25 protein-coding genes are annotated in these 24308 nt (G+C 58.8%); 15 read left to right on the plus strand and 10 right to left on the minus strand.

Annotated elements, in window-relative coordinates; all coding sequences use genetic code 11:
* Positions 1-119: DUF454 family protein (locus tag DU506_RS22565; RefSeq protein WP_114487979.1), on the minus strand; the 119-nt coding region annotated here is incomplete at its 3' end.
* 124 nt (positions 120-243) lie between these two features.
* On the opposite strand from DU506_RS22565, the gene DU506_RS16310 reads away from it, so the two are divergent.
* Both DU506_RS16310 and norR read left to right on the plus strand, forming a co-directional pair.
* Complete coding sequence (locus tag DU506_RS16310) at positions 244-648, plus strand: ribonucleotide reductase subunit alpha (RefSeq protein WP_114487954.1); 405 nt, start codon at positions 244-246, stop codon at positions 646-648.
* Positions 649-702: 54 nt separating this feature from the next.
* Positions 703-2298: a nitric oxide reductase transcriptional regulator NorR gene (gene norR / locus DU506_RS16315; protein ID WP_114487955.1), complete on the plus strand. Its 1596-nt coding sequence runs from the start codon at positions 703-705 to the stop codon at positions 2296-2298.
* Between the two features lie 13 nt (positions 2299-2311).
* Here norR and DU506_RS16320 read toward each other — a convergent pair whose 3' ends face one another.
* The 8 genes from DU506_RS16320 to DU506_RS16355 form a co-directional block, all read right to left on the minus strand.
* Complete coding sequence (locus DU506_RS16320; protein WP_114487956.1) at positions 2312-2833, minus strand: nitrous oxide reductase accessory protein NosL; 522 nt, start codon at positions 2831-2833, stop codon at positions 2312-2314.
* A 25-nt stretch (positions 2834-2858) separates the two neighbouring features.
* On the minus strand, positions 2859-3683 hold the full coding sequence (locus DU506_RS16325) for an ABC transporter permease (protein ID WP_114487957.1): 825 nt from the start codon (positions 3681-3683) through the stop codon (positions 2859-2861).
* Positions 3680-4615: an ABC transporter ATP-binding protein gene (locus DU506_RS16330; RefSeq protein WP_114487958.1), complete on the minus strand. Its 936-nt coding sequence runs from the start codon at positions 4613-4615 to the stop codon at positions 3680-3682. The genes DU506_RS16325 and DU506_RS16330 overlap by 4 nt, the downstream gene beginning before the upstream one ends.
* On the minus strand, positions 4612-5919 hold the full coding sequence (locus DU506_RS16335) for a nitrous oxide reductase family maturation protein NosD (RefSeq protein ID WP_114487959.1): 1308 nt from the start codon (positions 5917-5919) through the stop codon (positions 4612-4614). Before DU506_RS16335 ends, DU506_RS16330 begins: the two co-directional genes overlap by 4 nt.
* Before the next feature lie 47 nt (positions 5920-5966).
* Entirely contained in the window at positions 5967-7841 is a 1875-nt protein-coding gene (nosZ, locus tag DU506_RS16340) for a TAT-dependent nitrous-oxide reductase (protein WP_114487960.1), read from the minus strand.
* Between the two features lie 3 nt (positions 7842-7844).
* Positions 7845-9992 carry a transcriptional regulator NosR gene (nosR, locus tag DU506_RS16345; protein WP_235825706.1) on the minus strand — a complete coding sequence of 716 codons (2148 nt, stop codon included), beginning with the start codon at positions 9990-9992 and terminating at the stop codon, positions 7845-7847.
* Between the two features lie 344 nt (positions 9993-10336).
* Entirely contained in the window at positions 10337-11536 is a 1200-nt protein-coding gene (locus DU506_RS16350) for a cytochrome D1 domain-containing protein (protein WP_114487981.1), read from the minus strand.
* A 130-nt stretch (positions 11537-11666) separates the two neighbouring features.
* Complete coding sequence (locus DU506_RS16355; RefSeq protein ID WP_114487961.1) at positions 11667-11900, minus strand: RRXRR domain-containing protein; 234 nt, start codon at positions 11898-11900, stop codon at positions 11667-11669.
* 70 nt (positions 11901-11970) lie between these two features.
* Here DU506_RS16355 and DU506_RS22570 point away from each other — a divergent pair, with 70 nt between their 5' ends.
* Positions 11971-12093 carry a hypothetical protein gene (locus DU506_RS22570; protein WP_268877337.1) on the plus strand — a complete coding sequence of 41 codons (123 nt, stop codon included), beginning with the start codon at positions 11971-11973 and terminating at the stop codon, positions 12091-12093.
* 108 nt (positions 12094-12201) lie between these two features.
* On the opposite strand, the gene DU506_RS16360 is transcribed toward DU506_RS22570, so the two are convergent.
* Positions 12202-12537: a c-type cytochrome gene (locus tag DU506_RS16360; RefSeq protein ID WP_220254420.1), complete on the minus strand. Its 336-nt coding sequence runs from the start codon at positions 12535-12537 to the stop codon at positions 12202-12204.
* Positions 12538-12887: 350 nt separating this feature from the next.
* Here DU506_RS16360 and DU506_RS16365 point away from each other — a divergent pair, with 350 nt between their 5' ends.
* The 12 genes from DU506_RS16365 (at position 12888) to DU506_RS16420 (ending at position 24303) form a co-directional block, all read left to right on the plus strand.
* The gene (locus DU506_RS16365) at positions 12888-14621 is read left to right on the plus strand and encodes a cytochrome D1 domain-containing protein (protein ID WP_328587993.1); all 1734 of its coding nucleotides are present in this window, start codon (positions 12888-12890) and stop codon (positions 14619-14621) included.
* Between the two features lie 79 nt (positions 14622-14700).
* A complete protein-coding gene (locus DU506_RS16370; RefSeq protein WP_114487962.1) occupies positions 14701-15186 on the plus strand; it encodes an Lrp/AsnC family transcriptional regulator in 486 nt (161 codons plus the stop codon).
* Complete coding sequence (gene ahbB / locus DU506_RS16375) at positions 15183-15749, plus strand: siroheme decarboxylase subunit beta (protein WP_220254421.1); 567 nt, start codon at positions 15183-15185, stop codon at positions 15747-15749. Before DU506_RS16370 ends, ahbB (DU506_RS16375) begins: the two co-directional genes overlap by 4 nt.
* On the plus strand, positions 15730-16188 hold the full coding sequence (locus tag DU506_RS16380) for an Lrp/AsnC family transcriptional regulator (RefSeq protein ID WP_181870788.1): 459 nt from the start codon (positions 15730-15732) through the stop codon (positions 16186-16188). Before ahbB (DU506_RS16375) ends, DU506_RS16380 begins: the two co-directional genes overlap by 20 nt.
* Positions 16163-16723, plus strand: coding sequence for a siroheme decarboxylase subunit beta (gene ahbB, locus DU506_RS16385; protein ID WP_114487964.1), 561 nt, complete (start codon positions 16163-16165; stop codon positions 16721-16723). Before DU506_RS16380 ends, ahbB (DU506_RS16385) begins: the two co-directional genes overlap by 26 nt.
* Before the next feature lie 24 nt (positions 16724-16747).
* Entirely contained in the window at positions 16748-17947 is a 1200-nt protein-coding gene (gene nirJ / locus DU506_RS16390; RefSeq protein WP_114487965.1) for a heme d1 biosynthesis radical SAM protein NirJ, read from the plus strand.
* A 14-nt stretch (positions 17948-17961) separates the two neighbouring features.
* Positions 17962-18810 (plus strand): uroporphyrinogen-III C-methyltransferase, encoded by an 849-nt coding sequence (gene cobA, locus DU506_RS16395; RefSeq protein WP_114487966.1) that lies wholly within the window; start codon positions 17962-17964, stop codon positions 18808-18810.
* Complete coding sequence (locus tag DU506_RS16400; protein WP_114487967.1) at positions 18807-20363, plus strand: nitrite reductase; 1557 nt, start codon at positions 18807-18809, stop codon at positions 20361-20363. Before cobA ends, DU506_RS16400 begins: the two co-directional genes overlap by 4 nt.
* 112 nt (positions 20364-20475) lie before the next feature.
* The gene (locus DU506_RS16405; protein ID WP_114487968.1) at positions 20476-20919 is read left to right on the plus strand and encodes a hypothetical protein; all 444 of its coding nucleotides are present in this window, start codon (positions 20476-20478) and stop codon (positions 20917-20919) included.
* Between the two features lie 631 nt (positions 20920-21550).
* On the plus strand, positions 21551-22003 hold the full coding sequence (locus DU506_RS16410; protein ID WP_114487969.1) for a c-type cytochrome: 453 nt from the start codon (positions 21551-21553) through the stop codon (positions 22001-22003).
* A gap of 49 nt (positions 22004-22052) precedes the next feature.
* Positions 22053-23408, plus strand: coding sequence for a cbb3-type cytochrome c oxidase subunit I (locus tag DU506_RS16415; protein ID WP_114487970.1), 1356 nt, complete (start codon positions 22053-22055; stop codon positions 23406-23408).
* Positions 23409-23490: 82 nt separating this feature from the next.
* A complete protein-coding gene (locus DU506_RS16420) occupies positions 23491-24303 on the plus strand; it encodes a CbbQ/NirQ/NorQ/GpvN family protein (protein ID WP_114487971.1) in 813 nt (270 codons plus the stop codon).
* The last annotated feature ends 5 nt before the right edge of the window (positions 24304-24308 follow it).

The following is a 24308-nucleotide window of genomic DNA, read 5'->3' on the forward strand; positions in this document are numbered from 1 at the left end:
ACTAACAAAAACGGCGTGGTAGGAAGCAGGGGTAAAACGATACCCATGGCGCCCAAGCCGATGCACAAGAGGGCAAGGCATTGATAGAGCCGAGAATACAGAGAGGGGGGTAGTAACATGATGACGCCCTCCCTAGTTTTATATAAGGTGCATTGTAAATGAATATAATAGGTGAATACTGCTTTCACAAGCTACCTGACCATGATTCACTGACTCTTGTGATTTTCCTTCAAGGAGACCCGAATGGCTATTTCCAATTATGCTGACCTGCTGGCGGAAGCCCACCGTCAAACCGAGCCACAACGGCTGCTGTTCGTTCTGGCGCGTGCCGAATTGCCCGACAATCCCGACCAGACACAACGTGAGCGTTTCGAGCAAGGCGAAGGCGGTGTGCTGGCCCCGGTACTCTGCGTGGACAAAACCCTCGAGGAGCTTAGCGACATGGCGGCTCTGGTCGAGGAATCGCAAGGTACCGGCCAGGAATGGGACATCGCCTTCGTGGCCGCCTTGGCGGGCGATGGCGCCTTGCCTCCCAGCAGCGAAGAAGCGGAGCAGCCCTTGCAGCGCATGGTCGAGTCGATAAAGATGGGCAGCATCGAAAACTTTCTGGCCTTCGATCGCCAAGGCGTGGCAGTCAGCTTCCATTGAAATCCTCATCTTACCAAGCCGGATGACGCAAGTTAACGTAAGGGGTCGGTGCTGATGTTCCAGGACACCTTGCTCGCCGACCTCGCCGTCGAATTACCCAGCGCAGTGCGCCTGCAGCGCCTTGTGGTCACCCTGCGTGAATATTTTCGCTGCGGGGCGGTCTGCCTGTTGCAACTCAAGGGTGAAGCGTTGACCCCAGTGGCGGTGGATGGCCTGGTGCATGAAGCCTTGGGGCGACGTTTCGTGATTGCGCAGCATCCTCGCTTGGCGGCGATTCTGGCGAGTCGACGGACGGTGTCGTTTCCTCCGGATTCCACCCTGCCGGACCCTTACGACGGCCTAATCGAGCAGCATCCCGGCGAGCCGCTGCACGTCCATGACTGCATGGGCATCAGCCTACATGAAGCCGGCGAGACGTGGGGCGTACTAACCTTGGATGCCTTGTGCCCGGGGGTCTTCGATCGTCAGGCCGAAGACGACCTGCAACGCTTCACCCTGCTGGTCGAGGCGGCGGTGCGCATGACCCGGCTGGAGCAGGACATTCGCGGCCTGCGGCTGGTTCGACATGACAGCGAAACGCCCCGTCGTCGGCATGATGACGGCGAGATCCTGGGCCAGAGCATGCTGATACGACGGTTGCTTGAAGAACTGGACGTGGTCGCCGATTCCGAGCTGCCGGTACTGCTCAGTGGCGAGACCGGGGTGGGCAAGGAGTTGTTTGCCCGCCGCTTGCATCAGCAATCCCCTCGGGCTGCGGCGCCATTGGTCCACGTCAACTGCGCCGCCTTGCCTGAATCGCTCGCGGAAAGCGAGTTGTTCGGCCATGTGAAAGGCGCGTTCTCCGGCGCTGATACGGCGCGGCCCGGGCGCTTTGAGGCCGCCCACGGCGGCACGCTGTTTCTCGATGAAATCGGCGAACTCCCTCTGGCGATTCAGGCCAAATTGCTGCGCGCCCTTCAGAACGGTGAGATTCAGCGCCTCGGTGAGGACACCCCGCGCCGGGTGGATGTGCGCATCATCGCCGCGACTAACCGCCATTTACAGGATGGCGTGCGCGACGGGCATTTTCGTGCCGACCTCTACCACCGCTTGTCAGTCTATCCGGTGCCTATCCCTCCGCTGCGCAAGCGTGGCAGCGATGTGCTGGTGCTGGCGGGACACTTTCTGGAACTCAACCGGGCGCGTCTGGGCTTGCGGAGTTTGCGGCTGTCAGCGCAAGCCGAAGCGACGTTATGTGCCTACGAATGGCCGGGTAACGTGCGTGAACTCGAGCATGTGATCAGTCGGGCGGCGATCAAGGCGTTGAGCAGGGGGGCGGCGCGTCACGAAATCATTACCTTGGAAGCTGAATTGCTCGATTTGGCTCAGGCGCCACTCTTGAACGATGCATCCTCTCAAGGACTTTCTCAAAGGCTGAGTCAAGAACGGTCTCAAGAGCCGACTCAAGAGCGCTCGGGCCAGGATAATGCCGCTCCTGAACAGCATCGAATGTCGCTACAGGAGAGTGTCACCCAAGCCCAGCGCCAGGCGATCGCCCTGGCGCTTGAGGCCAACCGCGGCAACTGGGCCGCGGCGGCTCGCCACTTGAATGTTGACCCCAGCAATCTTCACAAGCTGGCCCGGCGTCTGGGTGTCAAAGGAGCGGTGTGAAAATGGCCCAAGGTTAGTGGCCGCTCAACTCTCCGCGTCCCAACTGGCCCAGCAATTCTAGATCGATATCCCCATAGGCGACGACCTCGCCGCCATACGTCTTGCGGAAGGCATCGGCAGCGGTGTGCTCGGCGAAGGAGGCCAAGGTGTGCCCCATGCTGCCGCGACGTTCGTGGCCGACCACGTACCAGGCCTCGCTGGCCAGGGTGAAGGCGTCATCCGCTGGTGCTGTCCAGGGAGTCACACCGATATCATGCACATAGGCATGCGAAAGACGGGTCTCGTTTTCCGGCTGTTGCAGAAAGACGAAAAGCTCCATGGTGGAGCAGAACTTGAGCGGCGTTTGCTGGCCCTGCACGAAGGCTTCTCCTTTGGGCCCGGGGTGCTCGCTGATCAGCATGCCGCACACATGGCAGCTATCGCCCGACTCGATGGGGACGGGGGTGGCCAGGGTGTCGGGTTCCGGCTCGCCGCAGCCGGCAAGCAGCGATAAGGAGAACAGGGCGAGCAGCAACAGCGAAATGCGTCGAGTCATGGCGATAGTCCAGGTGTATTCGGCTTCAAGCCGGTCGATGACGGAAACGCAGGATGGCCAGGCCCAACGGCACCAGTATCCAGGCGAAAAGAATCGGTATCAGTACCGCCGGACGGAAGGCGCCTCCCTGGGCAATGGAGGTAACGCCACTCACACTGCGAGCCGCTTCGAATCCGGCCAGATTGATCAGGCGAAAGCACTCGGTGGGATTGAGCAACAATAGCCAGGGCAGCCAGTCGCCGCCTTGCTTGACGCTGACCAGCAAGGCGAGCAAACCAAGGTCGAAGACCAGCACGAACAGGAACCAGACGACCAGCGCCAGACCGGCGGCTCGGGCCTTTTCGGTAACCGAAACGCTGATCAGGTAGGCGAAGGCGATGAACACCCAGCCCAGCAGAACGCTGCTGAGAATTAGCAGGCCCATGCCGGAAGCCAGTTCGGCATTCGATACCCCCTCGGCACCCAAGGCGATGACGATCCCGGCAATGCCGAAGCCGACGACGGTGGCGACGCCCAGAATCAATCCATGCCCCAGAAACTTGCCGAGCAATAATGAGGTCCGGCTCAGCGGGTAGGTGAGCAGCAGCAGCAGGGTGCCGGCCTCCTGCTCGCCGACCACAGCATCATACGCCAGCAGCAGGGCGATCAACGGAATCAGAAAGACCGCCAGAGTCGAAAGGCTGGTCAGGGTGGTGGCAAGCGATGTGAACCCCAGGCCGCCGCTGGCGGCAGCACCGAACCAGGCAATCCCCACGGCGAGAGCCGCCAGCACCAGCGCGATGGCCAGCACCCAGCGGTTACGCAGGCCGTCGCGAAACTCCTTGCCTGCGATGGTCAGAATAGCCTTCATGAGAGAACTCCTGGTTCTTCGGGAGCGCGCCGGGCCGAGAAATGCGTATAAAGATGCTCAAGGGTAGGCGGCAATAGCTCGATGTCCTCGACCCTAGAGTCCGCGGTGAGGTGGCGTAATACCGCCAGTTTGGCATCGACGGGAACCGAGAAGGTGACGCCATGCTCCTGGTGGGTGGAAACCTGGATACGTGGGTCGTCCCAGCCGTGGCGCCAGGCGTCTTCTTCCAGGCGGCCTCGGGCGTGGATGATGAGCGGCAGCTGCGCTTCGGCGCGTAGCTCCGCCATGCTTCCCATGGCCAGACGGCGTCCCCCGCCCAGAATCAGGGCGCGGTCGATATAGGGCTCCACGCCGGGCAGCACATGCGAAGACAGCAGTACGGTGCAGCCCCGGTCACGCAAGTCTCTCACCGTTTCGTAGAAGTCACGCGTCGCTGCGGGGTCGAGGCCGGTGGTCGGCTCATCGAGCAGCAGCAATTGTGGCTCGCCGAGTAGCGCCTGAGCCAGCCCAAGGCGCTGGCGCATGCCTTTGGAGTACGTCTTGACGCGCCGGTCGGCGGCGATCGATAGCCCTACCCGCTCGAGAAGTTCGTCGACTTGAGTGCGCGCCACCCGCTTGAGCCGGGCGAAATACACCAGGACTTCTCGTCCGCTAAGTTGCTCGTAAAAGCTGACATTTTCCGGCAGATAGCCGAGGCGTCGGCGCAGCGTCTCGGCATGAGGGCCGGCAGGCGCGCCGCCGAGTACCGAGACGCTACCCTTGTCCGGGGCGATCAAGCCGAGGATCAGGTGCATGGTGGTGGTCTTGCCCGCGCCATTGTGGCCGAGCAAGGCCAGCACCTCGCCCTGGCTGACCGAAAGATCGAGCGCATCGATGCGGGTCAGGTCGCCGTGATGCTTGGTCACATGCTGAAAATCGATCACCGGGGTCATGTGTCGGCGTCTCCGAAGTGAGGGTCTGTCATCAAGGGAGCGCTATCGCGCACCCCCTGGGGGCGAAACACCGGGAATTGCCGTTGCACCCAGCGCAAGGCCAGCACGGCGGGGCTGTCCATCAGTAGCCGGGCGGCGGGGTAGCGCCATAACAGGCGGTCCATGGCATCGTTGGGTTCGAAGGGCGTATCGCCGATGCCGTCCTCGGCAAGGTCCCAGCCCAGGTAATTGCCCCAGTAGTTGCCGCGCCCGTCCTCCGACCATTCCTGCAGGCGAGTCGCCACGTACATCACTTGCTGTCGGTTGTCGATGAAGGCGTTGCCTACCACGACGTTGTCTTCCGAACCGGCGGTCAGGTGAATGCCGATGTCACTGTGGGCGAAACGATTGCCTTCGAAACGATTGTATTGGGAGTTATAGACGAACAATGCCTTGCCTTCGCCGCCACTGACCAGCCCTTGGCCGGCGGAGTCGCGGCGCTGGCGTATTTCTTCGACCCGGTTGTCGCGCAGCAGCGAGCCGGTAATGTTGTTCATCAAAATGCCGTAGTGACGGTCGTTTTCGGAACGGTTACCGATCACCGTCAAGCGCTTGGACTGCATCAAGGCATAACCGGTGCGGGTGTCGCGGGTCAGGTTGTTTTCCAGATGATTGTCGTGGGCGTACATATAGTGCACGCCGTAGCGTAGATCCTGCATGTGATTGTCGCGCAGTACGCTGTCGCGACTGGTATCGATGTAGATACCGTCACGCACCCGACGGATATCGTTACCTTCCACCAACACCCCCCTGACGTTGAACAGATGAATGCCGTTGCCTCGGTCCTGAGAACGCAGTGCTTCATCGCCTCGAATGACATTGTCGATTACCTGGGCATCGGCGACGGCGTCGAGGCGAATACCGAAGCCCGGCCCGGAAAGGCGGTTGCCACGAATGAGGCTACCGGTGGCAGCGGGTTGCACCAGGATACCGGCATCCATATCGGTCAGATCCTGGCCCCAGTTTTCAATCACCAGATCGGTCAGCACGCTATTCGGGGCCGAGAGCGTCACGGCATGGCCTTCGCCAAGCCCATCGATCACCGCGACGCCTTCGGCTGTCAGCGATAAGCTGCGGTCAATCACAATCGAGCCGGGATAGCGACCCTCGGGTAAGCGGATGTGATCGCCATCCGAGGCTTGCTCGATCAGCGGCTGGAGTGGTTCGCCGGGAACGGCACGCCACTGCGCCGCTTGGGCAGGCAAACCTATTAAGAAGGCCGCCACCAAGAGGGTGGTGGCGGCAACATTGACTCTGCTGAGCATGAGGACTCCCTTATAGCCCGGGGCCGAATGTCCGACCCCGGGTGCCATCAGGCTTTCTCGACCAGCATGCGACCGGTCATCTCCATGTGCATGGCGTGACAGAACCAGGAACAGTAATACCAGTACACCCCGGCCTTGTCGGCGGTGAAGGTGACGCTGGAGGTCTGCTGCGGACTTATCTCCATGGAGACACCATGGTTGACCATGACGAAGCCGTGGGTCAGGTCCTCAACCTGGTCGAGGTTGGTGACCACCACAGTGACTTCATTGCCCTGCTTGACCTTGAATTCGGTCAAGCCGAACTGCGGGGCAATGGAGGTCATGTAAACCCGTACCTTGTTACCGTCACGTATGACCTTGCTTTCGCCTTCCAGGTTGACGCCATCGGCCTTGGCCATGGCGACCGTCTCGGCAAAGAAGGGGTCATCGCGTTTCCACACCCGACTGGGGTTGAGTTGGTCGGCGCGCATCAGGATGCAGTCGTGGGGTTCGGCGAAGGTGGGACCGTCGTGCACCAGTTTCATCTCTTCGCCTGAGATATCGATCAGCTGATCGTTTTCCGGGTGCAACGGACCCACCGGCAGGAAACGGTCCTTGGAGAACTTGCTTAATACCACCAGCCATTTGCCGTCGGCATCGCGGGATTCGGTGAGGCTGGCGTGGTTGTGCCCCGGCTGGTAATGCACATCGAGCTTCTGGCGGAGGTAATTGACGTCTTCGCCGTTGTAGTGGCGAATGGCATCTTCGATATTCCACTTGGCGACCTGGCTGTCGATGAACAGGGTGGTGTAGGCGTTTCCGCGACCGTCGTAAGTGGTATGAAGCGGCCCCAGGCCCAGTTCCGGTTCGCCGACAACGGTGTCGCGCGGTTCAATACTGCCGTCGAACAGCGCCGGCAACTTGTCGATGGCGATGATCGAACAGGTCGGAGAAAGCTTGCCGTTGATAATGAAGTACTTGCCATCCGGTGAGGTGTTCACGCCGTGGGGGTTCTTGGGTATGGGAATGTAGCGGGTCAGCTTCGAGCCCTTGCGGCCGTCGAGTACCGGCACATCCACATCACCCAGTGTTTCATAGTTGCCAGCCGCGACGGCGGCTTCGATGGCGTCGACATCGAATACCACGACCCAGTCACGCTCGGCACGCATGGTGTCGGCCAGCGTCATGCCTTTCTCGGAGTTGTAGCAGGAGGATGCCACGAAGCGGCCGGTATAGTCGGCATCGGTGTTATCCAGGTTACCGTCGACAATTACCTGCCAGGCGACGTCCATGCTTTCGGCATCAATGGCGTTGAACATGGTGAAGTAGTTATCCGGACTCTCCAGGTCGCGGCCATCGTTGATCTGCGGAATCGGCAGTTCGGCGTTGGCGAAAACGTACTTGGTATAAGGCACCTTTTGCAGGCGTAGCCCATGGATCGCTTGAACGTTGGGAATGGTGGTGATCTTGTCCGTCTTCATGATGTCGAGACGGATGCGCGCCACCCGGGTGTTGGCCTTGTCGTTGATGAACAGGTACTTACCGTCGTAGCTGCCGTCGGTCATCGAGACATGCGGGTGGTGGCAGTCACCGTTGAGGAAATGCGCCGAGTCGCCCATGATGTGCTTCGACTCATTGGTGATGCCCCAGCCGGTGGCACTGTCGATGTTGAACACCGGGATGCGCATCAGCTCGCGCATGGAGGGAACGCCCAGTACCCGCACCTCGCCTTGGTGGCCACCGCTCCAGAAACCATAGTATTCATCGAGTTCGCCGGGGGCGATCTCGATCCCATTTTCACTCGCCGCTCGGGCTTGTTGGCTGTTAAGCAGGGCGCCGGCACCGAAACCGCTGGCCAAGCCTGCGCCGGCTACGCCGGTAACGGCACTGTTACGTAGAAAGTGGCGCCGGCCAATGTCCTTGATGGTCTTCTTGTCGCTCATGATTCACTCCTCTTGATGCGTCGGGATTCGCTGCAGTTTGCGGTTACCGGCGTTGCCGGGGTCATGAGTCTCGACGCCACCTCGTCCACCGGCCAGACCAGCCGCCTTTTCGTAGCGTTTGCGGCGTTTGATCATCGGCGGGCAGCGCTGGTCATCGTAGTAGGTGACTTGGCAGTCGAGACAGTAATGACACTCGTTGGCGTTGATGCGTCCATCGGGATGGATGGCACCGACTTCACATTCGTGGGCGCAGATCTGGCATGGGGTGCCGCAGCTGCCTCGATGGCGCTTGAGCCAGTCGAACAGACGCAGACGGGAGGGAATTGCCAACCCGGCGCCTAGCGGACATAGATAGCGGCAATAGAACTTGTGGTTGAAGGCCGAAATCGCCACCAGGCCCAAGGCATACAGGACGAAGGCCCAGTCACGCTGAAAGCGTAAAGTGATGGCGGTCTTGAACGGCTCGACCTCGGCATAGCGCTCGGCGGTACCCAGGGAATGCAAGGAGACAGCGAATAGCGCCAGCAGGATGATGTACTTGATGGCCCAGAGCCGTTCATGAAGCCCGAAGGGCACCTCGATTTGCTTTACTTTTAATTTACGAGCGATCTGGTTGACCAGATCTTGCAGGGCGCCGAATGGGCACAGCCAGCCACAGAATACCCCGCGCCCCCACAGCAGCAGGCTGACCGCCACGAACGACCAGAGGATAAACAGCATCGGGTCGATCAGAAATGAAGACCAACTAAAGCCACTGATCAGTGAGTTGGTAAAGGTCAGGATGTTGACGACCGATAATTGCGCCAGCGAGTACCAGCCGATAAATACCAAGGTGTAAATTTTGAAACCCAAGCGCAGGGGGTTTAGCAGGCGGGGGCGACGCGCCAGGACGTCTTGGAACAGCATGATACCGGTGAGCACTAATAAACCAGCCAGCAATACAATGATCTGGAATACCTTGTCGCGCCATACCTGCACCCAGATAGGTTCTTCCACCGGAGGTTCGGGGCGTTCGATGTAAGCCTCCGGCACCTTGTAGTCGGCACTGAAGCGGCTGAATTCGGTGGCTAGCGGCCCCGAGGCACGACGCACCAGTAATTCCAGCTGCCAGGGTTGGCCGGGGTCGAAACCCGCCTGCTCTCTCACGATGAAGATATCGCGCTCGTTCAAGGCGGGCATGCCGTCAATAGCCAAGTTACCCAGGCGGATATGGTCGCGGTCGTGAAAGCTGATATTGGAGTTGCCCTGGGTCAGCTCGAGGCGATCGAAGATGCCGCCACGCACGTAGCCCGAGCCCTTGAAGGAATAGTCACCCTGGGCCATCACGGCGATGGCGTGTTCGTCTTCTCCGAGCTCGGCCATCAGCTGTTCATAGCGGGTGTCACCCAGGAGGTTGCGACCGGCGGTGGGCGGATTCAGGTAGGTGTAGAAAATTTCGATGAACGTTTTGTCGGCGGGCTCCGGCGTTCGCAGGTAGTTCTCGGCCGGGGTATCGACGAAAGACTCGTCGACTTCGCCATGGGTCAGGTGCAGGCGTCGAATAGTGCCGTCACCGGTGAGTTCGCTCCAGCCAGCTGGGGAGAATACGTCCTGTAGCACCCGTGCATGCGGAGCGGCCGAGGGGTCGGCGATCAACCCTTGTTCGGCTGCCACCTTGCGTGCGGCACGCATGATAGTGTCATTGACCACGATGACGGTAACCGTCGCACCGGAGATGGCGTCCAGGTCACCGCCGATCTTGGGATTATCACTGACATGATAAGGCAGGTGAGCATCGGCGAAATTCTGGAGTTTCTCTTCGGGAATGCCCACCAGCATGATGGGTTCAGCGTGTTCGAGAACCTCGGTCACCACCAGGTCGCCATTTGTGTCGATGGCCACCAGCAAGTTGATCGGCTTCCCGGAGTAGGCAGGGATCGGCGCGATATCCACGGTCTCGAAGACATAACCGAGCAGGTCTTCTCCCTGACGGACTTCCTGCACCGGCCATTGCGATTCGGCCTGCCTGAGATTGTCAGCATCAGGGAAGCCGGCTTGAATCTGCTCCAGCTCGACAGCTTGGGCAGGCAGGGCCAATAGCAGCATCAAGACCAAACCGAGCCATATGCTTGGCTGTATGGCCAGACGAGCAGCACGCCATAATGACATCATGTCCTGGAAGCCATTTTCTTGAAAACAAGGGTCTTGGAACCCCCTGTCTTGGAAACCATTGATGGCATGGTCATAAATCGTATCCTTGCCTTTCAAGAGAAGCCTGGTGACGATGCACTTAATAAAGGGTATTTATTATGCATCTTTTTGATTGCGCTACCTGGCTCAAGACATGTCTGAGCCAGCACAATGAGAAGGTGTATTGAAACTACATTAATAGAAGTCGCTTTAAGCGTATTTGATCTGGGTCATGTTGTACAGGTACTACCCCTTATGAGAATTTGGCCTACCTCTTAACGGGTAGTGGCTTGAGCAGGGGTAGGGTGCGAGACCTGTATATAACGTTAAAGCCCGATACGATGCGCCCGGGGAGTGAAGAAAATGCCACTGGGTGATTCGCTTTCCAGGCGCGTAATTTCCTCCAGGGTATGGGTGTCATAGACGGTGACGCGATCGCTGTCCCTGGCCGAAATCCATACGTGTTCACCGCGGGGTGTGAACTCCATATGCAGTACGGCTTTACCGGGTGACAACGTCGCTACAATATCGCGAGTTTCGCTATCGATGACTTGCACCACGTCGTTGTCCGGGTGCGCAAAGCTGACCCAGACCTGGCGTTCATCCGGACGGCTCATGACGAAGATGGGTTGGCCGTGGACCGGGATGCGCTCGGTAAGCGACCAATCGTCCTTATCGGCGATGAGCACTTCATGGCGTCCCACCGCTGGTAACCAGGCTTCGTTTCCCGCCATGGCCCAGCCTTCCAGGTGTGGCATCTTGTAGACCGGCAGGCGTTCGTCGCCACGGCCGTAGTCGGGCAGGATGCGTTGTACTCCGGCTTCAGTGTGCCATAAGTCGAGCAAGGCCAGGCCGTCCTCGCCAAACAGACCAGCAATGTAATAGCGTCCGCTAGGGTCGATCAGAGCGTCATAGGGGTTTTCCCCTACATCGGTGAAGCGAGTCACTTCCGGCGCTTCACCGTTCATGTCAACGAGATGAATTTCCCCGGCTTCGAACAGGCTATAAACGAAGTGATTCCCCGGCGCGTCCACCAGCCCGACGACCTTGGAACGCTGCTCACGGCCCTTTTCATCCAACCAGGTAGCGGGAATGTCGGCCACCAATTCAAGGTTTTCGCTGCCAAAAATTTTCACCCCGCCCGGCTCATAGTTGGCCACGGCAACCAGCCGACCATCCTGGGAAATGGCCCCGCCAATACTATTGCCCGACTGCATCACGCGTGCGGTGATATTGCCAGTCAACAAGTCGACCTTGCTCAATCCTCCGTCGCGGCCGAAGACAAAGGCGTAACGCGTATCCCGCGAGAATTTCACCGAGGCGTGGGAAAGATCGCCCAATCCTTCCACCCGCTCAAGTACCCGGCGTTGGCTGGTATCCACCACGGCAAGGCTGCCAGTGGCGCGCTCCACGATCACACCGAGATCACCGGTGCCCCGAAGAGCCTCGGGCGATGTCTGGCAACCAGCGAGTAGCGCGAGTAACGCCATACCGGCAAGAGGTTTGCGTATCGAATTCAGTTTCATCGTTTTGCGCGGGAAACCCGGTTGCTTTAGCGCCGGGAGGGATAGCGCGTCGTGCGCCACACGACTCGGGGTTCCCTGTCCGCGTCTCCTTTATGATTGGATTGTGGGTAGTGGGTGATAGCCGTAGCCATCACCGCGTTGCAGCAGGGTGCAGTGGCGCCAGGCCGGTTTCCTTGCTGCCCGGATCGGCAGCCAGCAGGGGTGGCTGCAAGGTGCAGTCACTCAGGCAGCGATCCCGCAGGCGGATCATGAAAGGGGTCAGGTTCACCACCGCTGCCCGTCCGCGCTCCAGCAGCAGCCGTGCGCGTTTTTCGCTACACGGCATTAACGGCTGCTTGTTCTTTCCCAATACGAACACCGCCATGCGATCTCCTCCTAAACATTGCCCTTACGGGCCTAGTGACGCAGGTCTTCCAACCTGTCTCCCCTCGGGAATGTCTGCAACCGGCTCCTACCTTGTGGTAGCGACCAGAACCTTCGGCGCTTTACCTTTCACCAGCATGATCCTGATCTTCCAGAGCGCCGAACTGAGCGAAGCATTCGGCGGTGGGTCTTGACGACCTATTGCAAACGTAGCGGGTTGGCTACCGCTTTCCCTGGTCAACCGGGCTTGTTGTCACAAGCCTCGTCCCTTCAGGGCGAGGTAGTTGACGAGGGCTCCAGGGTCAGCGCTCCAAGGGATTGTCGTTTTGCAGATGATCGGCGAGCCAGCGCGCATCCTGTTCGCTAAGTAATCCTTCCCAACCGGGCATGGCGGTACCGGGAATACCCTGCAGGATCAACCTGGTTAAGCCGTCGCGGGGATAGCTATTCATGCGCTCGCGGGACAGGGCGGGGCCCAAGCCGCCCTTCAAGGTCATGCCATGGCAGGAGCCACAGTCCTGGTAGAGCAAGGTTTCAAGCTCCTTTTCCCGCGCCTTGTCGATATCTAGCGCCATCAGTGCCTGAGTGGGCAGCAGCCAAAGCGTACACAGCAGAGAAATTCGAAGTGAGAAAAACATGATGGCTTCCAGGCAATTGGAAAGGAGTCAAAGAAGTGTCGAGTCTTTGGTTCATGTCCATATTGATTAATATCAATAAAGTGTGGCTTCGGCACCGCCTAAAAAATAGATCAGTTTTTCCTGCGCCTGACAATGTCCCTTCGGAGGTAGAAGGAAGTGAGGTAAGCAACAGATTGATGCAGATCAATTTGCTATACGAAACCTAACTCAAAAATTAAAAGATGCATGAAAAATATCTTTTATTGGCTCAGTCTTTTTGGAGGCAGCGCTAGACCTGGGTTTCTCCAGCGAAAATAAAAATGGCATTACCTGACCAGGCTGCTTACGTGGACCATTGAATAGGTGAAACGATGATGAAGAGAAACAGGTATCTCAAACCACTGGCAGTGGCTGTCACGGCTGCCTCACTCGGCTTGGGTTTGGTACATGCTTTTGAGGATGACCCCGACGAGGAGCAGGAGGCGGCGAGAGTCTATCGGGGTACGGATTCACCGGTGGATGCGGCGTCAGCCAAATCAGTACGCACCCCAGGCGCTCCTGACCTTACCGAGGCGGAATTCGAGCGAGCCAAGGAAATCTACTTTCAGCGTTGTGCAGGCTGTCATGGGGTGTTGCGCAAGGGAGCGACCGGCAAGCCGTTGACCCCGGAGGTTACCCAGGAACGTGGCCTGGACTATCTCAAAGTTTTCATCAATTACGGCTCCCCGGCCGGCATGCCTAACTGGGGTACCTCGGGCGATTTCTCAGAAGAAGAAGTCGAGTTGATGGCCAAGTACATCATGCACGAACCGCCGGTTCCGCCGGAATTCGGTATGCCCGAAATGCAGGAAAGCTGGGAAGTGATGGTGCCGCCGGAAGAACGTCCCACCCAGCAACTGAATGACCTGGACCTGGAAAATCTTTTCTCGGTAACGCTACGCGATGCTGGTCAGATTGCCTTGATCGATGGCGCCAGCAAGGAGATCATCGATATTCTCGATACCGGCTATGCGGTGCATATTTCGCGTATATCCGCCTCGGGTCGCTACCTGTTCGTCATCGGGCGTGATGCCAAGGTGGACATGATCGACTTGTGGATGGAAGAGCCGGGAATCGTGGCCACCATCAAGGTGGGGTTGGAAGCACGCTCCGTCGAAACCTCGAAGTTCGAGGGTTACGAAGACAGCTTTGCCATCGCCGGTGCCTATTGGCCGCCTCAGTACGTGATCATGGATGGCGAAACCCTGGAACCGAAGAAGATCGTCAGCACCCGTGGCATGACCGTCGATACCCAGGAATATCATCCTGAACCACGTGTGGCGGCCATCGTGGCCTCTCACCAACATCCCGAGTTCATCGTCAACATCAAGGAAACCGGCAAGGTTCAGCTGGTCAATTACGAGAACCTGGATGCTTTGAGCACGGTGGAGATCGATACGTCTCGCTTCCTGCACGATGGGGGCTGGGAGAGCAGAGGCCGTTACTTCATGACGGCAGCCAACGAATCCAACCAGATCGTGGTGATCGATGCCCAGGAGCGCGAGCTCGAAGCCATCGTCGATGTGGGCAAGATCCCGCACCCCGGCCGCGGTGCCAATTTTGTCGACCCTGAATTCGGGCCGGTATGGGCGACCAGCCATCTGGGGGATAACACCATTCAGATGATCGGTACTGACCCTGAAGGTCATGCGGACAATGCCTGGAAGGTGGTGCGTACCCTTGAAGGCCAAGGCGGCGGCTCGCTGTTCATCAAGACCCACCCGGAGTCGAGCAATCTTTATGTCGATACGCCGCTTAATCCCGGTGAAGCGCTTAGCCAAACCGTAGCGGTCTTTGACCTCAACGATATGGATGCCGGCTACGAGATCCTGCCTATCGCCGAATGGGCTGATGTGGGAGAGGGACCCAAGCGGGTAGTGCAGCCGGAGTTCAACAAGGCGGGTGACGAGGTGTGGTTCTCGGTATGGAATGCCATGGATCAGCAGTCCGCCCTGGTGATCGTCGACGACAAGACCCGTGAGCTGAAGGCGGTGATCAAGGATGAACGACTGGTGACACCGACCGGCAAGTTCAACGTCCTCAATACTCAGCACGACATCTACTGACCAGGAAACGGCAGCGGTCCAGGGGGCCGCCGCCCTTGCCTGTGCTAGAAGTGCCTACTGACAACAGTGAGCTGTGCCGATGCATTGTCAATCTCAGGATTTCGATACGCTGGACCGGCGTCTGATCGATTGCTATCAGCGCGACCTGCCGGTTTGTTCCCGTCCCTTTCATGCCATGGCCGAGCGCCTTGGTGCGTCCGAAGAGCAGGTGATCGAGCGGCTACAGCGGCTAGAGACGCTGGGTGTACTGAGCCGGGTCGGGCCAGTCTTCGATCATGCTCTGGCCGGGGCCAGCCTGTTGGCCGCCGTGGCCGTTCCGGAAGAGCAGCGCGATGCCTTTGCAGAGCTCATTAACCAAGTGCCCGGCGTGAACCATAACTATGCCCGGGAGCATCATTACAACCTGTGGTTCGTGATGACCGCAGCGGAGGAACGGAGCCTTGACGAACGCTTGACGCAATTGGAAACCACGCTCGGCCGGACGATTCTGCGTCTGCCCATGCTGGAAAGTTTTCATATCGATCTGGCGTTCGCGATTCCCTGGGCCGAGCTGGAGGGAATATGACGACCCCAATGCCACTTGGCTTGGAAAGCCCGCTTGCCTTGGAAAGTGCTTGCCAACTCTCTGAATCCGACGCCCATCGTCGGCTACGGGTGCTTCTCGAGCAAGGATTGCCGCTAACCCCGCGCCCTTGGCAGGTATTGGCCGAGCGGTGCGGCCTGGAGGAAGCCGAGGTCATGGCCTGCGTGCGTCGTTGGCAGGAGGAAACGCTGATCAAGCGGCTGGGATTGGTGGTGCGTCATCGTCGCCTGGGTATCGACGCCAACGCCATGGTGGTGTGGAACGTGCCTGACGACCAGGTCGCTCGCGTGGGTCAGTCCCTGGCTCAGGAAAGCGTCGTGACCTTGTGTTATCGCCGCCCCCGCCGCTTGCCCGAATGGCCGTTCAATCTTTTCTGCATGATTCATGGGGTTCAGCGCGAGCAAGTGCTCGCACAGCTTGAGCTTCTCGTTCACCGCCATGGTTTAGCTGAAATCGACCATCAAGTGCTGTTTAGCCAGCACGCCTATCGTCAATGCGGCGGGCGCTATGCCCCAAGGAGAAGCGATGAACACCCTGGAGCTTGATGTCGACGATCGTGCCATCGTCAATCGCCTGCAGGACGGGTTGCCCCTGGTGCCGCATCCTTATGCGTCGGTGGCCGCCGAGCTTGGCTTATCAGAAGCCGAATTGATCGAGCGTCTGGTTCGGTTGCGCGATACCGGGGTGCTGAGCCGTTTCGGTCCCATGTACCACGCCGAGCGCCTGGGGGGTGGCCTGACCCTGGCGGCCCTGGTGGTACCGGAGGCGGATTACGAGCGTGTCGCCGAGATACTCGATGGCTTCCCCGAAGTGGCGCACAACTACCGTCGCGAGCATCAATTGAACATGTGGTTCGTGCTGGCCACCGAGACAGCGGAGCGTATCCCCGAGGTCGTGGCGGAGCTCGAAGCGGCCACCGGCCTGGCGGTCTTCAACATGCCGAAAGAGAGGGAATTCCATGTCCGACTTCATCTGGCCGTCTGAGGAGGGCGGAAGCAAGCGCCTGGATGCGCAAGACCGGGCCATCGTGCTGGCCACTCAAGCAGGCCTGCCGCTGGTCTCCGATCCCTGGGGGGCGGTGGGCGAGCAGGTAAACATGAGCGGCGAAGAGGTGCTCGCACGCATGCAGGCGATGCTCGAACGCGGTGTGATCCGCCGTATTGCCGCGGTGCCCAATCACTATCGCCTGGGCTATGTGGCCAACGGCATGACCGTCTGGGACGTGGCGGATGTCGACGTCGAGCGACTGGGCCGGGAAATTGCCGCTATCGAGGGGGTCAGCCATTGCTATCAGCGTCCACGCCACCGGCCTCACTGGCCCTATAACCTTTTCGCCATGCTACACGGGCGAACCCGTGAAGACGTCGAACGGCAAGCCCAGGTGCTTCGCGCCTGTCTGGGAGAGGCGTGCCACGGCCATCGTATTCTCTATAGTTCGCGCATATTAAAAAAGACCGGATTACGCCTGGCCACCGCAAATCCGCAGACTGCAAGCACCGAGACCGACGCGCAAGGCTAGGCCTTGTCGCAGAAGGAGAACGCCATGTTCCGTGTCACCCGCTACATCAAGACCCTGCTCGAACCCGGACCCATCCCGCCGGCTCGAACCCCCCCTGGCCCGGTGGTGATCTGGAACCTGATTCGCCGTTGTAACCTGACCTGCAAGCACTGCTACACCGTCTCGGCGGATATCGACTTCAAAGGCGAACTCACCACCGAGGAGGCGCATTCGGTACTCGATGACCTGCAGGGTTTCCGCGTGCCGGCGTTGATCCTTTCCGGCGGCGAGCCGTTGATGCGCCCGGACATATTCGAACTTTCCCGGCGGGCCAGGGCACTGGGGATCTACACCGGCCTTTCCACCAACGGCACGCTGATTACCGAGGCGAATATCGAGGAGATCGCCGATGTCGGCTACGACTACGTGGGCATCAGTATCGACGGTCTGGAAACCACCCACGATACCATTCGCCAACGCAAGGGGGCCTTTCGCGAGTCAATGCACGCCGTGAAACTGTGCAAGGCGAAAGGCATCAAGGTGGGGCTGCGTTTCACCCTGACACGGGAAAACTACGAGCAATTTGGCGACATTCTGGCGCTGATCGATGAACACGATATCGACAAGTTCTATCTCTCGCATCTCAACTACGGCGGACGCGGTAATCGCCACAGCAAGCAGGACGCTTGGTATCAGATGACCCGCGATGCCATGAGCCGGCTGTTCGAGCATTGCCGCGAGGAGCTCGAAGGTGGCGTGGAGCGCGAATACGTTACCGGCAACAACGATGCCGACGGTCCTTTTCTGCTGCAGTGGGCCGAACGGCATTTTCCGGAGGAAGCCGAAGCGCTGCGACAGCGCCTGGTGAACTGGGGAGGCAATGCCTCCGGGGAACATATCGCCAATATCGACAACCTGGGCAATGTGCATCCTGACACGTTCTGGTGGGATCATGACCTGGGCAATGTGCGCCAGCGACCCTTTTCCGAAATATGGCGTGATACCAGCGATTCCCTGATGCAGGGGTTCCGGCAACGGCCACGTCCGGTGAAAGGGCGTTGCAGCGCCTGTCGTTATTTGAGCATCTGCAATGGCAATACCCGGGTTCGGGCCTGGAAAGTCAGCGGTGATCCTTGGGAAGAGGATCCCGGTTGTTACCTCACCAACCAGGAAATCGGCGTTGATGATCAAGAAATACGGCGTATCAGCGTTCCTTTAGCCTCCATCCCCGCCACCGAACTCTAGCCGAGGAATTCGCCATGACGTCACATTGTGTTTCCTATGACTTGGCCGAGGCGCTTTTGGCTCCCGGTGAGGTAGCCATCGTTGGGGCCGGCCCCGGTGATCCCGGCCTGCTGACGCTTCGGGCCCTGGCGTTGATCGAACAAGCCGACTGTCTGGTTTACGACCGGTTGGTCTCCAGGGAAGTGTTGGCCCTGGCAAGCCCTGCTGCACAACGCTTTTATGTGGGTAAGGCCTCGCGCTGCCATGCCTTGACTCAGGAACAGACCAACACCTTGCTGGTGCGCCTGGCCGGTGAAGGGAAACGGGTGGTGCGCCTTAAAGGAGGCGACCCCTATATCTTCGGTCGTGGCGGCGAGGAGGCTGAAGTCTTGGTCGAAAACCGCGTGCCTTTTCGTGTGGTGCCGGGCATTACCTCGGCGCAAGGGTGCGCCGCCTATGGCGGTTTCCCGCTGACACATCGTGATCACGCCCAGAGCGTCACCTTCGTCACTGGGCACTGCAAGGGAGACGGTGAGCTGGCGTTGAACTGGCAGGCCCTGGCGGTGCCGCACCATACTGTGGTGTTTTACATGGGGCTGGCCAATGCCGCCCTGATCAGCGATAGGTTACAGTTCTTCGGTCTGCCGGCCGGCCATCCGGTCGCCTTGGTGGAGCGTGGAACCACTCCCGAGCAACGCCAGGTGATCACTTGCCTGGGCGAGTTGGTCAGGACCATCGAAGAAGAGGGGTTGCGGCCACCCACGCTGATCGTGGTCGGGGAGGTCGTGTGCCTGGCTGAAGTATTGACCCAACCGGTACCCGAGAAGGCGATTTTCGCCAGCGGTGAAACACTGGAACTGGCCCGGGAGCGTATTGCCCTGTGAATTTTCTCTCTCTTGTAGCTCGGTTAGTGTTTTTTCTGCCGGCCGTCTCGGCATTGGCCAATGAAGCGGATACCCGAACCCTTTATCGCACCCAGTGCGCCGCTTGCCACGGTGAGGCTCGTCTGGGCGGTATCGGTCCGGCACTGCTGCCGGGCAATCTTTCGCGATTGAAGCCCGACGCTGCGGGGCAAGTCATCCGCGATGGACGCCTGGCCAGCCAGATGCCGGGGTTCGGTGAAACGCTCGATAGCGATGAAATCGCCTCACTGGTGGAGTGGATTTACCGCCCTCCAGAAACCCCGCCCAGTTGGACGAAGGACGATATTCTGGCCAGCCAGGTCGTAGCTTTCCCCGAGGGTAGCCTACCGAACGAGCCGCTGTTCGATGCCGACCCGCTCAACCTGTTCATTGTGGTGGAAACCGGCGACCACCACGCCAGTGTGCTCGATGGGGATAGCTTCGAGCGCATCCATCGTTTTGAAACGCGCTATGCGCTGCACGGTGGCCCCAAGTATACCCCGGACGGACGTTACGTTTTCTTCGGCTCCCGAGATGGCTGGATTACCAAGTACGACCTTTACAACCTTGAGGTGGTCGCGGAAGTCCGTGCCGGTATCAATATGCGCAACATAGCCGTCTCAGCCGACGGTCGCTATGTCATGGCCGCTAATTACTTGCCTCACAGCCTGGTGCTTTTCGATGCTCATGAGCTGGATCTGATGAAAGTCTATCCGGTGGCCGACGAAGCGGGTAACGGCTCCCGGGTCAGTGCCGTCTACGCCGCCCCGCCCCGTGGCAGTTTCATCGCCGCGCTCAAAGATATTGAAGAGGTCTGGGAAATTCCCTGGCCGTTGCCCATCGAGCCCGTGGTTTCCACTGGTCACATGAGCACGCCATTGGCCGCCGGCCGATCTCATGACACGCCCAATTTTCGGGTTCGGCGTATTTCGGTACCGGATTACTTGGATGACTTCTTCTTCGATCTCGACTATCGCCATGTCATTGGTGCCTCCCGGGGTGGGCAGGGTGGCATGGTGGTCGATCTGGACAGTGGCGAGAAAGTTGCGGACCTGCCCCTGGCCGGAATGCCGCACCTAGGATCCGGCATCACCTGGGAGTACGAAGGCCGCCGAGTAATGGCAACGCCACATTTGTCCAAGGCAGCGGTATCGATCATCGATATGCAGGACTGGTCGGTGATCAAGACACTCGAGACCGACGGCCCCGGCTTTTTCATGCGCAGCCATGCCAATTCGCCCTATGCCTGGGTGGATGTGTTCTTCGGCCCTAACCGCGACCGAGTGCACGTCATCGACAAAGCCAGCCTGGAAATCGTCGAGACCTTGATTCCCGAGCCGGGCAAGACCGCTGCTCATGTGGAGTTCGACCGTTATGGCAAGAAGTTGCTGTTGAGTATTTGGGACGATGACGGCGCGGTGATCGTCTACGACGGCGATACCTTGGAGGAACTCAAGCGTATCCCCATGCGCAAGCCATCGGGCAAGTACAACGTCTGGAACAAGACGCGCTATGAAGAAGGCACCAGCCATTGAGCAATTTTCCCTGCAGGCTTATAGTTTCAAATGAAACAAATTTGATCCTGGTCAAGGCCGGCGTTGAATATCGCAACGATACTGCAGGTATTCATTAGAAGGGAGAACGATCATGACTCATCCCCAATCTCAAACCCCTGAAAAGCGTCCATCCTGGTGGGAACGTGTCAGTGAGCGTTGCTATCGGGCTTCCACCCCCGCGTTGGCGCGAGATATGCAGAACGAGTCGCCGGGTGCTTTTCATCAGGTGGTCAACGATATCACCCTGCCGCTGGATGCCTCCTTCGAACAGGAAGTGGCCAAACAACTGGCACAGGGCACCTATGTCGGGTTTCGCCCCGCCAAATCATTGATGCCGGTGATGGTGCAGCGCTTCGGGCTGGTGCTCGAAAATCTCGGTGAGAAGCAAGCATCTCTCGAAACCACCTGCAATGCATGCCCCGTGGTAGGCCATTGCTGGAAGTCGTTGCGCCACACCACCGATGTCGAGACCTTCCGTGACTTCTGCCCCAACGCCGAGTCGTTTGATCGGATGGGTTCTCACGTCAAAGAGTAACCTTTCAAGCCTCTCGCATCTCTCGCTTCATTTAGTAAATATAAAATACTAAGCCCCGGCTCTGTCGGGGTTTAATCGTTCAGGACTCACGCCGACAGAGCGCCACTAGGCGCCCCTTGGAATGGACGCCGAGTTTGACGTAGGCCCGCTCGCGGCACGTCCTCTTGTGCGCCGAACAGTGCGAACTGGTCACCTTCGCCAACGGCAAGCAGTACAACGCTGATCTCAGCGCTAGCTAAAAACCTAGGCGCCCGCTACTGGGCGTGGAAACACAAACTGACTCGCCGAAAGGCCGGCAGGTGTTAGGCGAGAAATGTTCCCTTGGCACACTGAGGATGCCGGTCACGCTCTCCACGTTGCGGTGAGGCGATGAAGCCCCGACTCAATGCACAGCATGATTCGTGGGTGCATTCACGAGAGTTGATGATGCGCTCAGTTGTACAAGGGTTGTTCGTTCAAACAATTATTTTGTACCCATGATTTTGACATTTTGTCAAAATTTGACCTGTGGCAATGTTCCTAGTGATTTGCTTCTGGTATCATTAAGTTGCATTTTACATACATCTTAAAAATAGATGCCTTGCGGCCCCTGAGCCTGAGGCCGAAAAAGACTAGCAAGGGAGTATGGCTTATGGCTGATGGACTGACTAAATCGGCGGCCCGCAACATCTTCTATGGCGGCTCGCTGTTCTTCTTTCTGGTGTTCGCTGGGCTGACGGCTCATACCCACTGGTACATGGTCAATGTATCCACTGACAGCGCAGGGCTCACCGAATCCGTGAAGCACGGCAAGGAGGTGTGGGAAAAGAACATGTGCATCAACTGCCACAGCATCATGGGCGAGGGGGCTTACTTTGCTCCGGAGCTGGGTAATGTCTGGGAGCGTTACGGCGGCCATGAAAATCCCGAAGCCGCGCGAGCCGGTATCAACGCCTGGATACGAGCCCAGCCGCTAGGTGTCGAGGGGCGGCGTCAGATGCCGGCCTATGACTTCAGCGACGAGGAAATGTCGTCATTGATCGACTTCCTCGAATGGACCGATGGCATCGACGACCAGAACTGGCCCCCGCATCCCGCCGGCTAAGCCGCGAGCGTTGCTAATGCCGGGTGGATGAATCAAGGAGAACCGTACAATGAAATACGAAACCCAGAAGGTGGCGTTGCCCTTCTTCATGGTGGCCATGGCGCTGTTCACGTTGCAGGTCGTCTTCGGGCTGCTGGCCGCCACCGTTTATGCCTGGCCTAACTTCATGGCCGAGGTGATGCCCTTTCATATCATGCGCGTCAGCCATACCAACCTGCTGATCGTGTGGTTGTTGATCGGCTTCATGGGCTGTACCTATTATTTGATGCCGGAAGAGGCCGAGCGGGAAATCCATAGCCCCAATTTGGCCTACCTGCAGTTGGCGATCTTCGCTTTCGCCGGAGCCGCCGCCCTGGTCGGTTACCAGTTCGGTATTCACGAAGGACGCGAGTTTCTCGAACAGCCGTTCTGGGTGAAGGTACTGATCACCATCTCCTTTTTGATGTTCCTGTTCAATACCAGCATGACCTTGCTCAAGGGACGCAAGACCGCCATCAATATGGTACTGATGCTGGGGCTTTGGCTGGCGGCGGTGTTCTGGTTGTTCGCTTTCTACAACCCGACCAACCTGGCGGTGGATAAACTCTATTGGTGGTGGGTGGTGCATCTCTGGGTCGAGGGTGTCTGGGAATTGATCATGGCGTCATTGCTGGGTTACCTCTTGATCAAGATGACCGGTGTGGACCGCGAAGTGATCGAAAAATGGCTGTACATCATCGTCGGTCTGGCGCTGTTTTCCGGCCTGCTGGGCACCGGGCACCATTACTACTGGATCGGCGCGCCGAGTTACTGGCAGCCCCTCAGCAGTGTCTTCTCCACGCTTGAAGTGGCGCCCTTCTTCGCCATGGTGGTCTTCGCCTTCACCATGTTCTGGAAAGGCAGCCGCAACCACCCCAACAAGGCCGCCATGCTATGGGCGCTAGGTTGCCCGACCATCGCCTTCTTCGGCGCCGGGGTATGGGGCTTCATGCACACCCTGTCATTCATCAATTACTACACCCATGGCACCCAGGTCACCGCCGCTCACGGCCACCTGGCCTTCTATGGGGCCTATGTGATGCTGATCCTCGGCGTGATTACCTACGCCATGCCGCAGATTCGCCGGGTGCAGCCTTACAATCAGGTATTGAACATGTGGGGCTTCTGGATCATGACCAGCGGCATGTGCTTCATGACCTTCACCTTGACGTTCGCCGGGGTGGTGCAGACGCATCTCCAGCGCGTCCTGGGCATGAATTACATGGAAGTTCAGATGCAGCTTGAACTCTTCTACATCATGCGTCTGGGTTCGGGGATCGCCGTAGCCGTGGGAGCGGGCATGCTGCTCTACGCCTTCTTCGGTCCCGTCCGGGAGCAGGTGCCGGCGGGCGGAACACAAATAACCGCCGGGGCAGGCTCGGTCTGAAAAAACGGCCCTTCGGGGCCGTTTTTGCTTCACTTTTCTTATTTTTAGATTCCCTTATTTCCCCCGGCCATGGAGACTTGCCATGCCTCTTTCTTCCGTCGCAGCTCATGTCGATGAGCGTGAATTACCTTTCTACGAGAGCGTCGGCAACGAATGCAGCATGTTCGAACACGCCTTTCGTCAACGTCTGCCTTTGTTGCTCAAGGGCCCCACCGGCTGCGGCAAGACCCGCTTCGTCAGCCATATGGCGGCCAAGCTGGGGCGACCGCTGTTCACCATTTCCTGTCACGACGACCTGACCTCCGCCGATCTCACCGGGCGGTATCTGTTGCAGGGCGGCGAGACCCGCTGGGTCGACGGCCCCCTGACCCGGGCGGTGCGTGAAGGCGGCATCTGCTATCTCGACGAGGTGGTGGAGGCGCGCAAGGATGTCACCGTGGTGCTGCATCCGCTTACCGATGATCGGCGTCTGCTGCCGCTGGAGCGTACCGGCGAATTGCTCGAAGCCCCGGATGACTTCATGCTGGTGGTGTCCTACAACCCCGGTTACCAGCACATTCTCAAATCGCTCAAACCCAGCACTCGTCAACGTTTTCTGGCCCTGTCGTTCGATTTTCCGCCGCCTAAGATCGAGCGTGATATCGTCGCGCGGGAGAGTGGGTTGCCGGGCGAGCAGTGCGCGGCACTGGTCAACCTGGCCGCAAGCCTGCGTGCCATGAAGGGCCAGGATCTGGAAGAGGGCGTCTCCACGCGCTTGTTGGTTTACTGCGCCACCTTGATCGCCGCCGGGGTGCCCATTCTGGAGGCTGCACGCGCTACCTTAGTGGAGCCGCTCAGTGATGATGCCGATGTCCAGGAAGGGCTAATGGAAGCGATTCACGCCACCTTCGGTTGAGGGCT

Source organism: Vreelandella rituensis (assembly GCF_003336665.1).
In the GTDB taxonomy this organism is placed as follows: domain Bacteria; phylum Pseudomonadota; class Gammaproteobacteria; order Pseudomonadales; family Halomonadaceae; genus Vreelandella; species Vreelandella rituensis.